General features: G+C 70.6%; 10 protein-coding genes and 1 tRNA gene. 9 read left to right on the top strand and 2 right to left on the bottom strand.

Going from position 1 to position 15,189, the window contains the following annotated elements; all coding sequences use genetic code 11:
• Nucleotides 1-159 precede the first annotated feature (159 nt).
• Nucleotides 160-816 carry a phosphatase PAP2 family protein gene (locus EIM48_RS05340; protein WP_125111215.1) on the bottom strand — a complete coding sequence of 219 codons (657 nt, stop codon included), beginning with the start codon at nt 814-816 and terminating at the stop codon, nt 160-162.
• A gap of 84 nt (nt 817-900) precedes the next feature.
• Here EIM48_RS05340 and EIM48_RS05335 point away from each other — a divergent pair, with 84 nt between their 5' ends.
• The 3 genes from EIM48_RS05335 to EIM48_RS05325 all read left to right on the top strand — a co-directional run bounded on the left by EIM48_RS05335 (nt 901) and on the right by EIM48_RS05325 (nt 1,938).
• Nucleotides 901-1,362, top strand: coding sequence for a GDP-mannose mannosyl hydrolase (locus EIM48_RS05335; RefSeq protein ID WP_125111214.1), 462 nt, complete (start codon nt 901-903; stop codon nt 1,360-1,362).
• Nucleotides 1,363-1,410: 48 nt separating this feature from the next.
• Nucleotides 1,411-1,487 (top strand) — tRNA-Arg (locus EIM48_RS05330).
• A gap of 115 nt (nt 1,488-1,602) precedes the next feature.
• Nucleotides 1,603-1,938, top strand: coding sequence for a hypothetical protein (locus tag EIM48_RS05325; protein ID WP_125111213.1), 336 nt, complete (start codon nt 1,603-1,605; stop codon nt 1,936-1,938).
• 4 nt (nt 1,939-1,942) lie between these two features.
• Here EIM48_RS05325 and EIM48_RS05320 read toward each other — a convergent pair whose 3' ends face one another.
• Complete coding sequence (locus EIM48_RS05320) at nt 1,943-3,031, bottom strand: DNA topoisomerase IB (protein ID WP_125111212.1); 1,089 nt, start codon at nt 3,029-3,031, stop codon at nt 1,943-1,945.
• Between the two features lie 134 nt (nt 3,032-3,165).
• Between EIM48_RS05320 and EIM48_RS05315 the strand changes: the two genes are divergently transcribed.
• The 6 genes from EIM48_RS05315 (at nt 3,166) to EIM48_RS05290 (ending at nt 15,139) form a co-directional block, all read left to right on the top strand.
• On the top strand, nt 3,166-3,546 hold the full coding sequence (locus EIM48_RS05315; protein WP_019399281.1) for an I78 family peptidase inhibitor: 381 nt from the start codon (nt 3,166-3,168) through the stop codon (nt 3,544-3,546).
• 211 nt (nt 3,547-3,757) lie between these two features.
• Nucleotides 3,758-8,233 carry a glutamate synthase large subunit gene (gltB, locus tag EIM48_RS05310; protein ID WP_125111211.1) on the top strand — a complete coding sequence of 1,492 codons (4,476 nt, stop codon included), beginning with the start codon at nt 3,758-3,760 and terminating at the stop codon, nt 8,231-8,233.
• A complete protein-coding gene (locus EIM48_RS05305) occupies nt 8,233-9,732 on the top strand; it encodes an FAD-dependent oxidoreductase (protein WP_125111210.1) in 1,500 nt (499 codons plus the stop codon). The genes gltB and EIM48_RS05305 overlap by 1 nt, the downstream gene beginning before the upstream one ends.
• A 484-nt stretch (nt 9,733-10,216) precedes the next feature.
• Nucleotides 10,217-11,407: a benzoate/H(+) symporter BenE family transporter gene (locus EIM48_RS05300; protein ID WP_125111209.1), complete on the top strand. Its 1,191-nt coding sequence runs from the start codon at nt 10,217-10,219 to the stop codon at nt 11,405-11,407.
• A 163-nt stretch (nt 11,408-11,570) separates the two neighbouring features.
• Nucleotides 11,571-13,874, top strand: a complete 2,304-nt coding sequence (locus EIM48_RS05295) for a TonB-dependent receptor (protein WP_125111208.1) — start codon at nt 11,571-11,573, stop codon at nt 13,872-13,874.
• A gap of 17 nt (nt 13,875-13,891) precedes the next feature.
• Nucleotides 13,892-15,139 (top strand): dipeptidase, encoded by a 1,248-nt coding sequence (locus EIM48_RS05290; protein ID WP_028915728.1) that lies wholly within the window; start codon nt 13,892-13,894, stop codon nt 15,137-15,139.
• Nucleotides 15,140-15,189 lie beyond the last annotated feature (50 nt).

Genomic DNA, 15,189 nt, shown 5'->3' with positions numbered 1-15,189 from the left:
GAAGCTTACGATTCAGTGCGTATCGCGCGCGTCGCTGGACGAGCGGCAGATGCCCAGCGCGACAGCTCCGAAGCATGCGCCACACAGCACGCCGGCAAAAAACATCAACATCGATGCATCCCCCTGAGACCTTCCCGCGGATACCTTCTTCCGCGCGGGCTATGGTCTCAAGTGTACGTGGTGTGAAATTGTGATGCCATCCGCATTACGCCACTTCTTTCTGCTCACGGGCGCTTCACGCCCCGAGAGGGCCGTTCCAATGGCGGCAAACCAGCGCTCGCTTGGCAGGACCGGAGCTGCTCCCCGTGGGATGGTCATCGTCGCGAGCAGGACCAGACCGACAGCTGGAAGAAGTGTCCCCGGCAGGCGGTAATGGCGGAGCAACAGGCAACCCGCGGTGCCCACCAGGCCGCCGAGCAGGGTGCCCGCGATGACTTCGGAAGGCGGGTGCGCCCCCAACGGGATACGCGAGTACCCGATGAGACCCGCCAGGACGAGCCCGGAAACCGTTCCGATTGCACGTAATCCAGGGCGCGAAGTGGGCGCTGCGAGCATCCCGACTACCGGCCAGACCGCCATCGATATCACGGCATGGCCGCTGAAGCAGGTCAGGTCCCAGGCGCGGATGCCCGTACCCCAACCATAGAAGGAAATCTTGCTCGCCGCGGTCATGCCGCACGCAAATGCAATCGCCGACCACCAGCCCATCACCGCCTTGCGCGCGCGTTCGCGATAAAGCACTGCGGCCCCGGCAAGGATTGCCAGCGGTCCAAGGTAGAGTGCGCTGCCCGGGGCAACGAACCACTGCCAGTTCATGCCGCAACGTCGCCTTCCGAGGCTTGCCCCGTGTGTTATCCGGTGCCTATTGTGTCACGCCACCTCTATTCCCCAAGAGGCCGTATGAGTGCACCGCCGCCGCTCGCCGTGGGTGATTTCCTTGCCGTTGTCCGCCATGCCCCGCTGGTATCCATCGACCTGGTTGTGGTGGATAAGGAGGGCCGTTACCTGGTCGGCCGACGCAACAATCCCCCGGCCAAGGGTTACTGGTTCGTACCCGGTGGCCGGATCCGCAAGAACGAGCCGCTGGACGCCGCTTTCCGGCGCATCACCGAGGCCGAACTTGGCTCGTCCATCGAGCGCGCGGCGTCCTCCCTCCTCGGGCTGTACGACCACTTCTACGAGGAGGATTTCACCGGAGGCGACGCCGGTACCCACTACGTGGTGCTGGCGCACCGGCTTGACGCGGCACAAGCCGACCTTCGACCGCCGGACGAGCAGCACAGCGCCTATCGCTGGGTCACGGCAGGGGAAGCACTGACCGACGCCTCGGTCCATCCAAACACCCAGGCCTATTTCCGGTGATGGCGGGGCTTTGGGTTCTCCCGGCTATCCGGTAAGCTATCCGGCCACGCGCCCGTAGCTCAGCCGGATAGAGTAGTGGCTTCCGAAGCCATTGGTCGGGGGTTCGAATCCCTCCGGGCGCGCCATATCGAAGCCCTCGCCTTGCGGCGGGGGCTTGTCTTTTGGGGTCACCGGCCTTCATCGGGCTGCGACGCGCGGGGCGACAGGCTTGCGGGCCTGATTCCCCTGCGGAGACCCCCCATGCGACTTGCCCTCCTCGCCCTGCCCGGCTGCCTGGCCCTGGCCGGTTGCGCTTCCTCGCCCCTGGCCCAGACCATCGAACCGATCGACGGGATGGTCTCCGGGCAGTGCCATACCGACAGGGTGCGCGGCGCGGTCGGGCTGGCGGCGTCGGCCACCACCGTGGAACGCGCGCGGGTGGACAGCGACAGCACCGAGGTCCTGCTGGTGCGGGGCCAGGGCGACCGCCCGGCCAGTGCCACCTTGCCGGAGCCCGAAACCGGGGGCGCCGGCGGGCCGCGCCTGGTGATCGAGACCGGCAGCAACAACGCCATCACCGCCCTGCGCTGCGGCTGACCTCTTACGGCAGCACCGGCGGGCGGCCGGCGGCCGCCACCGACCTGCGGTGGGCACGGCGGAGGAAGGCCAGCGCCGCCTGTTCCCATTGCCGGTCGCCCCGGCAGCCGGCGCAACGGCGGCCCAGGCTTCCGTCCCGCCAGCCGTCGAACACGCAGGGGTCGATATAGGCCTTGCGGCACACCGAGGGCGTGTTGCCGAGCAGCGAGGCCACCTCGCGCACGACTTCCACCTGCTGCCGGCTGCACTCGCGCTCCGAGGCCGCGGCTTCGCCCAGGACGGCCAGGGCCCGCATCGCGGCCACGGTGCCGCCCCAGGTGCGGAAGTCCTTGGCGGTGAAGGCTTCGCCCATGGTCTCGCGGAGGTAGTCGTTGACCTGGTTGGACTGCACCGGCTGCACGTTGCCGTCGTCGTCGCGGTACTGGAACAGACACTGGCCCGGCAGTTCGCGGCAGCGGCGTACCAGCCGGGCCAGGCGGCGGTCGTCGACGACCGCTTCCTGCGGCTGGCCCGCTTTGCCGCGGAACGAGATGTGGGCGCGGCCGCCGGCCAGGAAGCGGATGTGGTGGTTGCGCAGGGTGGTCAGGCCGTAGGAGCGGTTCTGCTGGCGGTAGGTCTCGTTGCCCACCCGCAGCAGGGTGTGGTCCATCAGCGCGACCACCATCGCCAGTACCTTCTCGCGCGGGTAGCCGGGCAGGGCCAGGTCGCGGCGGATGCGCCGGCGCAGCGCCGGCAGGGCCTTGCCGAAGGCGAGGATGCGCTCGAACTTGCCCTGGCCGCGATGCAGCGCCCACTCCGGGTGGTAGCGGTACTGCTTGCGGCCGCGGGCGTCCCGGCCGGTGGCCTGCAGGTGGCCACGCGGGTCGGCGCAGATCCATACGTCGGCCCAGGCTGGCGGGATGGCCAGGGCGCGGATCCGCGCCAGGGTGGCGCGGTCGCGCACCGCATGGCCGGCGGGGTCGCGGTAGCCGAAGCCGCGGCCCTGCCTGCGGCGGCGGATGCCCGGGTCGGTGTCGGCCACGTAGACCAGGCCGGCGCGGTCGGCATCGCGCCGGGCGGCTTCCGGATCGGCGGCGGCGACGGGGGTGGCCAGGGGAGCTTCCGCGGGTTGGGGGAGCGCCAGTCTCGGCGGGCGGCCGCATCCGGCGCGTCAACATGCAACGGTTAACGCTTCGCGAATGCGCGCCCCTTAACCTGTGCCGTCGAATTCCAACCCGGAGACTGCCCATGCGCTTCCGTCCCCGCCTCGTGCTTCCGCTGGTCCTGCTGGGCCTGGCCGCCTGCGCCGGCAACAACGGCACCCTGAGCGACGATGAGGAGCAGCAGCAGGCGCTGCTTGCCGCGCGCAAGGCGCTGGAGTCGGCCGCCGACACCGGGCCGGCCGCCACCGAGCCGCCGCCGCCGCCCAGTTGCGATGCCGCGCCGGTGCAGGGCCTGGTCGGCGAGACCGCCAGCGACGAACTGGTCGAGCAGGCGCGGACCGATGCCGGTGCCGATTCGGTGCGCGTGCTCAAGCCGGGCCAGGCGGTGACGCTGGAGTTCAACGGCGCGCGCCTGAACGTGGAAGTGGACGAGGCCAACCAGATCGTGTCCCTGCGCTGCGGCTGAATACGCCGCTGCGCGCGGCGCACGGACGACGGTTGCAATTGCATGTATTTTCCGTGCGCCGCGGCACCTTGCGGCACCGCAACAACTGTGCTTAATTCGGGTATTCCGGCGGCAAACGGGTAGCGCACGTTTCTACTGAAACGTTGTGCGGTGCCGCCCTCGCCAGCGTTCGGGAAAACGCACCCGGATGCCCGCTTTACTCGAGGCACAGATGGCCCTTCGCAACCGCCACGGGCACCAGCAACCGCACGGGCTCTACGATCCTTCCTCCGAGCGCGACGCATGCGGCTTCGGCATGATCGCCCAGCTCGACGACCAGCCCTCGCGCGCGCTCGTCGACACCGCGATCGCCGCGCTCTCGCGCATGACCCATCGCGGCGGCGTGGCCGCCGACGGCCTCACCGGCGATGGCTGCGGCCTGCTGATCCGGCGCCCGGACACCTTCCTGCGCACCCTGGCGCGGGAAGCCGGCATCGCCCTGGACGACGCCGCGCGCTTCGCCTCCGGACTGGTGTTCCTGCCGGACGAGCAGGCGCTGGCGCAGCGCTGTCGCGAAACCCTGGAGCATGAGCTCCGACGCGCCGGCCTCAGCATCCTCGGCTGGCGGACTGTACCCACAGACACGCGTGTCTGTGGGGAACTGGCAAGGCAAACGTTGCCTCTCATCGAACAGATCTACGTCCAGGCCGGCGAAGGGCAGGACGAGGAAAGCTTCAACCTGGCGCTGTTCCTTGCGCGCCGCCGCAGCGAGCAGCAGCTCGCCGACATCGCCGACTACTACGTGGTGACCCTCGCGGCCCACGCCATCGGCTACAAGGGCATGGTCCTGCCGGACAAGCTCTCCGGCTTCTACCTGGACCTGCAGCGCCCCGAACTGGCCTCCAGCGCCATCGTCTTCCACCAGCGCTTCTCCACCAACACCCTGCCGCGCTGGCCGCTCGCCCACCCGTTCCGCATGCTCGCCCACAACGGCGAGATCAACACCATCGAGGGCAACCGCCGCTGGGCGCAGGCCCGCGGCAAGGTGTGGAAGACCCCGCGCTTCGACATCGCCGAGCTGGAGCCCATTGTTTCCATGCACGGCTCGGACTCGCAGAGCCTGGACAACATGCTCGAGCTGCTGGTCAACGGCGGCATGGAGTTGATCCAGGCGCTGCGCATCCTGGTGCCGCCGGCGACCCAGTCGCTGGAGTTCAAGGACCCGGACCTGGCCGCGTTCTACGAGTTCTACGCGCTCAACACCGAGCCGTGGGACGGCCCGGCCGGCATCGTCTCCATGGACGCGCGCTACGCCTGCTGCACCCTGGACCGCAACGGCCTGCGTCCCTCGCGCTGGATGCTGACCTCCGACCGCCACTTCATCGTCGCCTCCGAGGCCGGCGTGTGGGAGGTGCCGACCGAGCGCATCGTGCGCAAGGGCAAGCTTGGCCCGGGCGAGATGATCGCCATCGACCTGCGCCGCGGCGACCTGCTGGACAGCGAGGCGGTGGACCGCATCAACCGCACCCGCGCCCCGTACAAGCAGTGGCTGCACCAGGGCGTGACCTGGCTGCAGACCGAGCTGATCGACCCGTCGCTGGCCGAGGAGCCGTTCGACGAGAAGACCCTGCGCAGCTACCACAAGCTGTTCCAGCTCACCACCGAGGAGGTCGAGCTGGTGCTGCGGCCGATGGCCGAGACCGAGCAGGAGGCCACCGGCTCGATGGGCGACGACACGCCCATGGCGGTGCTCAGCCAGCGCAGCCGGCCGCTGTACGACTATTTCCGCCAGGCGTTCGCGCAGGTGACCAACCCGCCGATCGACCCGCTGCGGGAAGACTGCGTGATGTCGCTGTACACCCAGCTGGGCAAGGAGACCAACATCTTCCATGCCGGCCCGGAGACGGTGAACCACGTCATCCTCAACTCGCCGGTGCTGAGCCAGCGCAAGCTGCGCGAGCTGCTGAAGATGCCGCAGTACGCGGACAAGAACCGGCTGATCGACCTGTCCTATGCGCCGGAGGAAGGGCTCAAGGCGGGCATCGAGCGCATCTGCCGCGAGGCCGAGCAGGCCGCGCGCGATGGCATCGTCCTGCTGCTGCTGTCCGACCGCTACCCGGTGCCGGAGCGACCGATGGTCCACGCCCTGCTGGCCACCGGCGCGGTCCACCACCACCTGTGCAACGTCGGCCTGCGCTGCGACGTCAACCTCATCATCGAGACCGGCACCGCGCGCGACGCGCACCACATGGCCTGCCTGCTGGGCTACGGCGCCACCGCGGTGTACCCGTACCTGTCGTACCAGACCCTGTTCGACATGGGCCGGCGCGGCATCCTGCAGCTGAAGAAGGGCGAGGTCGCGCAGATCGGCCGCAGCTACCGCAAGGGCCTGTACAAGGGCCTGAGCAAGATCATCTCGAAGATGGGCATCAGCACCATCGCCAGCTACCGCGGCGCGCAGCTGTTCGAGATCGTCGGCCTGGAGAAGGAAGTGGTCGACCTGTGCTTCGGCGGCACGCCCTCGCGGGTGGGCGGCGCCGGGTTCGCGCGGCTGGACGCGGACGCCCGCGCCCTGCAGGCGGCGGCCTGGAACGAGCTGAAGAAGCCGGAGGTCGGCGGCCTGATCAAGTACGTCCACGGCGGCGAGTACCACATGTACAACCCGGACGTGGTCATGAGCCTGCAGAAGGCCACCCGCACCGGGCGCGCCGAGGACTGGAAGGCCTATACCGAGGCGGTGCACTCGCGCCCGCCGTCGGCGCTGCGCGACCTGCTGGAGCTCAAGCCGGCTGACGCCCCGGTGCCGCTGGAGGAAGTCGCCCCGGCCTCGGACCTGCTGCGCCGCTTCGACACCGCCGCCATCTCGCTGGGCGCGCTGTCGCCGGAGGCGCACGAGGCGCTGGCCATCGCCATGAACCGCCTCGGCGGCCGCTCCAACTCCGGCGAGGGTGGCGAGGACCCGGCCCGCTACGGCACCGAGAAGCGCTCCAAGATCAAGCAGGTGGCCTCCGGCCGCTTCGGCGTCACCCCGGAGTACCTGGTCAACGCCGAGGTGCTGCAGATCAAGATCGCCCAGGGCGCCAAGCCCGGCGAGGGCGGCCAGCTGCCGGGGCACAAGGTCAACGAGCTGATCGCACGGTTGCGCTACGCGCGCCCCGGCATCGGCCTGATCAGCCCGCCGCCGCACCATGACATCTACTCCATCGAGGACCTGGCCCAGCTGATCTACGACCTCAAGCAGGTCAATCCGCAGGCGCTGGTCTCGGTGAAGCTGGTCAGCCACGCCGGCGTGGGCACGATCGCCGCCGGCGTGGTCAAGGCCGGCGCCGACCTGATCACCGTGTCCGGCCACGACGGCGGCACCGGTGCCAGCCCGGTCAGCTCGATCCGCTACGCGGGCGGGCCGTGGGAGCTGGGCGTGGCCGAGTCGCACCAGGCGCTGGTGGCCAACGACCTGCGCGACCGCGCCATCCTGCAGACCGACGGCGGCCTGAAAACCGGCCTGGACGTGGTCAAGGCCGCGCTGCTGGGCGCCGACAGCTTCGGCTTCGGCACCGCGCCGATGATCGTGCTGGGCTGCAAGTACCTGCGCATCTGCCACCTCAACAACTGCGCCACCGGCGTGGCCACCCAGGACGAGCGCCTGCGCATGGACCACTTCACCGGCCTGCCGGAGCGGGTGGAGAACTTCTTCCGCCTGTTGGCGGAGGAAGTGCGTGGCTGGCTGTCCTACCTGGGCGCGCGCTCGCTGGACGAGATCGTAGGCCGCACCGACCTGCTGCGGCAGATCGAGGCCGCCCCGCGCGAAGGCGTGCGCCTGGACCTGTCCAGGCTGCTGGTGCCCAGCCCGCGCGACGAGGACCGCTGCGCCGCCGCGCGCCTGTACGAGTCGCCGGACAGCCTGGCCACCCAGCTGGACGTGCAGCTGGCCGACGTGATCCGCGACAGGAAGGGCGGCGACCACCGCTTCCTGATCCACAACACCGACCGCAGCATCGGCGCGCGCCTGTCCGGCACGATCGCCCGCCTGCACGGCAACCACGGCATGGAGGACGCGCCGCTCACCCTGCACTTCCGCGGCACCTCGGGCCAGAGCTTCGGTGCGTTCAACGCCGGCGGCCTGCACATGGAGCTGGAGGGCGAGGCCAACGACTACGTCGGCAAGGGCATGGCCGGCGGCCGCCTGGTGATCCGCCCGCCGCGCGGTGCGCGGTTCGAGGCGCGCAGCACCCCGATCATCGGCAACACCTGCCTGTACGGCGCCACCGGCGGCGAGCTGTTCGCGGCCGGCCGCGCCGGCGAGCGCTTCGCCGTGCGCAACTCCGGCGCGCTGGCGGTCGTGGAAGGCGCCGGCGACCATTGCTGCGAGTACATGACTGGCGGCTGCGTGCTGGTGCTGGGCCGGGTGGGCCTGAACTTCGGCGCCGGCTTCACCGGTGGCCTGGCCTACGTGCTGGACCAGGACCGCGACTTCGTGGACCGCTACAACCACGAGCTGATCGACATCCATCGCATCAGCCCGGAGGGCTTCGAGAGCTACCGCCAGCACCTGCACCGGCTGATCACCCGCCACCGCGAGCTGACCGGCAGCATCTGGGCCCAGCAGATCCTGGACGAGTTCCGCGACTACGTGGGCAAGTTCTGGCTGGTCAAGCCCAAGGCCGCGAGCATCGAATCGCTGGCCGACAGCCTGCGGAGGGCCGCGTAATGAGTCGCAAGCAAGTCTTCCAGTTCCTGGAAATGCCGCGCGAGATGCCGCGGCGCATCCCGGTGGAACTGCGCACCGCCGGCGACTGGGGCGAGCTGTACGGCCGCTTCGGCGCGCAGGAGGCCAGCCACCAGTCCGGCCGCTGCCTGGACTGCGGCAACCCGTACTGCAGCTGGAAGTGCCCGGTGCACAACGCCATCCCGCAGTGGCTGCAGCTGGTGCAGGAGAACCGCATCCGCGAGGCCGCCGAGCTGTGCCACAGCACCAACCCGCTGCCGGAGGTGTGCGGCCGGGTGTGCCCGCAGGACCGTCTTTGCGAGGGTAGCTGCACGCTCAACGACGGCTTCGGCGCGGTGACCATCGGTGCGGTGGAGAAGTACATCGTCGACACCGCCTTCGAGCAGGGCTGGCGCCCGGACCTGTCGGCGGTGGAGCCGACCGGCCATCGCGTGGCGGTGGTCGGCGCCGGCCCGGCCGGCATCGCCTGTGCCGACCGCCTGGCGCGGGTTGGCATCCAGGCCGTGGTCTACGACCGCTACGAGCAGATCGGCGGCCTGCTGCAGTTCGGCATCCCCACCTTCAAGCTGGACAAGGCGGTGATTGCGCGCCGGCGCGAGGTGCTGGAGGGCATGGGCATCCAGTTCCGGCTGGGCGTGGAGGTCGGCCGCGACGTCACCCTGGAGCAGCTGCTGGAGGAGTACGACGCCGTGTTCCTCGGCACCGGCGCCTACCGCTACACCGATGGCGGCCTGCCGGGCCAGGACGCCGAGGGCGTGCTGCCGGCGCTGCCGTTCCTGGTGCAGAACGGGCGCATCGTCACCGGCGCCGATCCGGCCACGGCGCAGAGCCGGCCGATCGCCGGCTGGGAAGACCACATCAAGCTGCCCGACCTGGCCGGTCGCCGCGTGCTGGTGCTGGGCGGCGGCGACACCGGCATGGACTGCGTGCGCAGCGCGATCCGCCTGGGCGCGGCGCGCGTCACCTGCGCCTACCGCCGCGACGAGGCCTCCATGCCCGGCTCGGCGCGCGAGGTGGCCAACGCCCGCGAGGAAGGCGTGCGCTTCCTGTTCAACCGCCAGCCGCTGGCGATCGAGACCGACGAGCTCAACCGGGTCACCGGCGTGCGCGTGGTCGAGACGAAGCTGGGCGAGCCGGATGCGCGCGGCCGCCGCGTGGCGGTGCCGATCGAGGGCAGCGAGTCGGTGATCGAGGCCGATGTGGTGATCATCGCCTTCGGCTTCTCGCCGACCGTGCCCGAGTGGATGACGAAGCTCGGCATCGAGGGCACCTCCAATGGCCGCATCCTCACCGGCGGCGGCGAGCGCCTGCCGTACCAGACCTCGCATCCGCGCGTGTTTGCCGGCGGCGACGCCGTGCGCGGTGCCGACCTGGTCGTGACCGCCGTGGCCGAAGGCCGCGACGCGGCGGCGAGCATCGCCGAACTGCTGGGTGCCCAGCCGCCGGTGCGCACGCCGCAGTACGCCGAAGCGGTGGCCTGAGCCAACGCCCCGCCCGGGGTCGAACTCCCTCCCTCCACCGGGAGGGGGGGTGGGTAAGGGCGTCGGATCCCCGGCCAAGCCGCGCCGCCGTGGCCCGTATCGTCCGCAGCCCGGATAAGGCCGAGGGCCGCATCCGGGGTGGCGCGCCCGCCATGTGGATTCCTCTGCGTCACGCAGATCCACGTGTGCGTCCCGGCTGCGCTTCGCTTAGCCGGGCTACGCAAAAGCGCGGCCCGGCGGTGATGTCGCGGCGCGTGGCGACGCGCCAGGCCTCGCTGGCGCCCTGGCACTGTAGCGGCGCGGTGCGCTTCGCTTACCCGGGCTAAGCAACTGCACTCCCCTCCCCAACCGGGTGGAGGGGCTGGGGGGAGTCGGGTGCCCCGCCCCGCACGCCCCCACGCCCCGGCGTTTTCCCGGCGCGAGCCGGCAGGCGCGTTGCATCATTCCCGTCACCGACCCGCCGCCGTTGCACCACAATCCCCGCATGCCAGCCGAGTCTCTGCCCAGGCGCCTGTGGCGCGACAACTCCGTATCCGCCATTGCCGCCGGCTTTGTCACGGTGCTGGTGGGCTTCGCCAGTTCGGCGGCGATCGTGTTCCAGGCGGCGCAGGCGATGGGCGCCACGCCGGGGCAGACCGCCTCGTGGATGTGGGCGCTGGGGCTGGGCATGGGCGCGACCTGCATCGGCCTGTCACTGCGCTGGAAGATGCCGGTGGTCACCGCCTGGTCCACGCCTGGCGCCGCGGTGCTGGTCACCAGCGCGGCCGGCGTGCCGATGGCCGAGGCGATCGGCGGCTTCCTGCTGTCGGCCCTGCTGATCACGGCCGTAGGTTTTTCCGGCGTGTTCGAGCGGCTGCTGGGACGGATCCCGCTGTCGCTGGCCTCGGGCATGCTCGCCGGCGTGCTGCTGCGCTTCTGCGTGGATGCGTTCGGCGCGATCCAGGCGCAACCGCTGCTGGTGCTCACCATGCTGGTGGCGTGGCTGGCCTCGCGGCGGCTGTGGCCGCGCTACGCCATCATCCTCACCCTGGCCGCGGGCACCGCGGTGGCGGCATTGACCGCGCAGCTGGACGTGGGCCAGCTGCGGCTGGAACTGGCACGTCCGGAATGGACCACGCCGCGCCTGGGCCTGGGCGCGGTGCTGGGCGTGGCGCTGCCGCTGTTCGTGGTGACCATGGCCTCGCAGAACGTGCCGGGCGTGGCGGTGATCCGCGCCTCCGGGTATCCGGTGCCGGTGTCGCCGGCGGTCGGATGGACCGGCGTGGCGACGCTGCTGCTGGCGCCATTCGGGGCGTTCGCGCTGAACCTGGCGGCGATCACCGCGGCCATCTGCATGGGTCCGGAAGCGCACGCCGATCCGGCGCGGCGGTACATGGCGGCGGTGTGGGCCGGGATCTTCTACCTGCTGGTGGGGCTGTTCGGGGCCACCGTGGCGGGGCTGTTCGCCGCGTTCCCGCAGGCACTGGTGCTGGCGATCGCCGGCATCGCCCTGATCGGCACCCTGGGCAACAGCCTGGCCACCGCGCTGCAGGAGGCGGACGAGCGCGAGGCGGCGCTGGTGACCTTCCTGGTCACCGCCTCGGGGCTGTCGCTGCTGGGCGTGGGCGCGGCGTTCTGGGGCCTGGTGGCGGGCGTGATCGTGCGGGTGGTGTCACGGCCGCGGCGGACCACATGAGCCCGCGCGGGGGACAGCACCGCGCGTCATTTCCTGTTGGCGAATCGCCATCAGGAATCGCGCTTGCGGGCATGGACTGGGTTTGTGACCGGCTCCTAAAGTCGTTCCCGTCATAAGCCGCACGCCCGTTCCCGGGCCGGCGCCCCCACACGAGACCGCACCCATGAAGCAGCCCGTCGCCACGGCCGCCGCGCGCCGTCGTCTTGCCCTCGCCCTGGCCGTCAGCCATGCCCTCGCCCTGCCCGCGCTTGCCGAGCCCCAGGCCACCACCCTGGACAAGGTGGTCGTCAGCGGTGCCCGCGTGGCCGAGGCCGACATCGCCATTGGCACCGACCAGGTGCGCAACACCATCGCCATCGACCACGAGGCGCTGCTGTCGGCGCCGGCCGGCGTCTCCGGCCTGAAGATGCTGGAGTCGCTGCCGGGCTTCAACGTGCAGGCCAACGATGCGCTGGGCCTTTACGAGTTCGGCAATTCGGTGTTCGTGCGCGCGTTCGGCTTCCGCCAGATCGGCTTCGTGCTCGACGGCATCCCCCTGGGCCGCAGCGACCAGTTCGGCGGCAGCCCGGTGTTCCGCTACGTGGACAACGAGAACACCTGGCGAGTGACCGCCTCGCAGGGCGCCGGCGACGTGGCCTTGCCCAGCTACGCCTCGCTCGGCCCGGTCGTGCAGTACCAGAGCCTGGCGCCGGCGGCGGAGTTTGGCGTGCAGCTGTCGCAGACCTTCGGCGCCGACGACCTCAACCGCAGCTTCATCAAGCTCGACAGCGGCCAGCACGGCGGCTTCTCCGGCTACATCAGCCGCTCCAAGATCGACAGCAGGCTGTGGCGCGGGCCGGGCACCATCGACCGCGAGCACCTGGAGGCCAGGGCCCGCTACCAGTGGGCCAACGGCAGCACGCTGGACCTGAAGGTGGTGCACAACGACTTCTTCGACTACGACACCCCGTCGATCAGCAAGGCCCAGTACCACGGCAGCGCCGGCGACCTGTTCGGCCGCAGCGGCCGCCACTTCGGCTACCTGGGCTACGTGCCCGACCTGCCGGCGACCGTTCCCGGTGTCGCCTACAGCCACACCGCGCACAACCAGTACTACCGCCAGGCGATCAACCAGCGCACCGACACCCTGTACGGGCTTGGCGGCGTGTTCGTGGCCGGTCCGGACGTGGAACTGCGCGCCACCGCCTACTACGAGGACAAGGACGGCTATGGCGTCTCGCCGGAGGCCTACGCGACCTCGCTGTCCAGCCACAACGCACAGCGCCTGCTGGTCCCCGGCCTGCACGCGCCGCTGGGACTGCAGTATGGGCTGTCCACGGTCGGTGGCACCCGCGAGGGCCTGGTGGCCGCGGCGACCTGGGTGGTGGGCGCGCATACCCTGGACGTGGGCGCCTGGCGCGAGCGCGACGAGTACCACCGCACCCAGGCACGCTACAACCAGGCCGGCGGCAACCCCGCCGGGCGGCCGCTGCTGGACCAACCGGTGCACCTGCAGCGCGACTTCTGGTCCACCCGCCGCAGCACCCAGCTGCACCTGAAGGACACCTGGCGCCTGCTGGACGAGCGCCTGGCGATCGAGCTGGGCGCCAAGGCCCTGGACCTGGACTACCAGATCGCCGGCGCGCGCAACCCCGGCGATTACATCGCCGGCCGCCGCCCGGTGATCCGCGACAACTGGAAGGACGGCTTCCTGCCGCAGGCCGGCGTGGTCTGGTCGTTCGGGCGCGAGCAGCTGTTCGCCTCCTGGTCGCAGACCCTCGCCCTGCCGCAGGGCGCGGACGACATCTATTCCCAGGCCAGTCCGGCCGCGCCGGGCCCGGAGGCGGAGACCGCCGAGAACCTGGAACTGGGCCTGCGCAGCAACCGCGCCACCTTCAACGGCGTGGTCGCGCTGTATTCCTCGCGCTTCGACAACCGCCTGCAGGCCTATGCCTCGCCGGTGCCCGGCAGCGGCACCACCGAGACCTTCTTCCAGAACGTGGGCGAGGTCGAGGCCTACGGCGTGGAAGCCAGCGGCGTGTGGAAGCCGCGCGTGCTGGGCGACCGGGTGGCGTTCAATGGCAACCTCAGCTGGAACCGGGCCGAGTTCAAGGACGACTTCTCCACCTTCGCCATCGCCGGCAACCGCGTGCCGGACAGCCCACAGTGGCTGTCGCAGGCCGGCATCACCTGGGAGGCCGGGCGCTGGGGCGTGCTCAACCTTTCCGGGCGCTACGTGGGCGAGCGCTACAGCAACTACACCAACACCGAGAAGGTCGGCGGCTACGCGGTGTGGAACGTCTACCTGGACCTGGGCGGGGAGGCGTTCGGCCAGGGCCTGCTGCGCAACGCGCGGCTGCGGATCAACGTCGACAACCTGTTCGACCGCGATTACCTTGGCACGATCAACCCGGTGGTCAGTGGCCCGGCCACCTACCGGCCGGGGCCCGACCGTACCTGGCAGGTCACCTTGAGCGTGGACCTGTAAAGCCGAGAGGAACGAACTTGCGCAAGACCGCTGTCCCCGCCCTGCTCGCCCTGGCGCTTGCCGCCGCACTTCCCGCCCACGCCGCCAAGCCGGCCGCCTCGCCCGCACGGGCACTGCACGACCGCATGCTGGTGCTCGATACCCACCTGGACACCCCGCTCAACCTCGGGCGGCCGGGCTGGAGCATCGTCGACGACCATCGCGACGAAGGCCCGTTCTCGCAGGTGGATTACCCGCGCATGGTCGAGGGCGGCCTCGATGGCGGCTTCTGGGTGATCTACACCGGCCAGGGCGACCGCAGCCCGGAGAGCAACCGCCGCACCCGCGACGAGGCGCTGGGCCGGCTGCTGCAGATCCGCGAGATGGTGGCCCGGCATCCGGACAAGTTCGAGCTGGCGCTGACCGCCGACGATGCGCGCCGGATCAAGGCCGCCGGCAAGAAGGTGGTGTTCATCTCGATGGAGAACGCCTCGCCGCTGGCCGCCGATCCCAGCCTGCTGTCGTTCTTCCATGCCCAGGGCCTGCGCATGCTGGGCATCACCCATATCGGCAACAACGAGTTCGGCGACTCCTCCAACCCGCGCGAGGGCGAAGGCGCCGAGTGGGGCGGGCTGAGCCCGGCGGGCAAGGCGCTGGTGGCCGAGGCCAACCGCCTGGGCATCGTGCTCGACCAGTCACACTCCTCCGACGCGGTGTTCGACGACCTGATCGCGCTGTCCAAGGTGCCGTTCGTGCTCTCGCACAGCTCGGCCGACGCGGTGCACGACAACCCGCGCAACATCGACGACGAGCGCCTGCGCAGGCTGGCCGCGCACGGCGGGGTGATCCAGGTCAACGCGCTGGGCGCCTACCTGGTCGATACCCCGGTGATCCCGGAGCGCCAGGCCGCACTGCGCGCGCTGTACGAGGAAGCCGAGGCCAAGGGCGGCCGCAGCCCCGAGGTGCTGCGCGAGCTGGCGCGCAAGCGCGAGGAGATCGACCGCCGCTACCCGGTGGCCGAGGCCACCTTCGAGGATTACATGCGCCACCTGCTGCACATCCTCGAGGTCGCCGGCCCGGACCACGTGGGCATCGGCGCCGACTGGGATGGCGGCGGCGGGGTGGCGGGCCTGTCCGACATCTCCCAGATCCCGCGCATCACCGAGCGCCTGCTGCAGGCCGGCTATACCGAGCAGCAGGTCGCCAACATCTGGGGCGGCAACATCCTGCGCGTACTGGAGCAGGCGCAGGCGTACGCGGCGAAGGTGGCCGCCTCATCGAAGTGACCCGGCCCCCTCCCAGGGGATAGGCCCCTCCGCCTCCGGGGGGAGGGGTC

Origin of the sequence: Pseudoxanthomonas sp. SGNA-20 (genome assembly GCF_003931635.1) — a bacterium.
GTDB lineage: Bacteria > Pseudomonadota > Gammaproteobacteria > Xanthomonadales > Xanthomonadaceae > Pseudoxanthomonas.
Note: the sequence above shows the minus strand (reverse complement) of the source record. Positions and strands in the feature narration are given on the sequence as shown.

Bases quoted from the DNA above. Each gene is read 5' to 3' on its own strand.
- gltB (WP_125111211.1), top strand. From the start codon at position 3,758: ATGGCCCTTCGCAACCGCCACGGGCACCAGCAACCGCACGGGCTCTAC.
- EIM48_RS05335 (WP_125111214.1), top strand. From the start codon at position 901: ATGAGTGCACCGCCGCCGCTCGCCGTGGGTGATTTCCTTGCCGTTGTC.
- EIM48_RS05295 (WP_125111208.1), top strand. From the start codon at position 11,571: ATGAAGCAGCCCGTCGCCACGGCCGCCGCGCGCCGTCGTCTTGCCCTC.
- EIM48_RS05325 (WP_125111213.1), top strand. From the start codon at position 1,603: ATGCGACTTGCCCTCCTCGCCCTGCCCGGCTGCCTGGCCCTGGCCGGT.
- EIM48_RS05340 (WP_125111215.1), bottom strand. From the start codon at position 816: ATGAACTGGCAGTGGTTCGTTGCCCCGGGCAGCGCACTCTACCTTGGA.
- EIM48_RS05300 (WP_125111209.1), top strand. From the start codon at position 10,217: ATGCCAGCCGAGTCTCTGCCCAGGCGCCTGTGGCGCGACAACTCCGTA.
- EIM48_RS05305 (WP_125111210.1), top strand. From the start codon at position 8,233: ATGAGTCGCAAGCAAGTCTTCCAGTTCCTGGAAATGCCGCGCGAGATG.
- EIM48_RS05315 (WP_019399281.1), top strand. From the start codon at position 3,166: ATGCGCTTCCGTCCCCGCCTCGTGCTTCCGCTGGTCCTGCTGGGCCTG.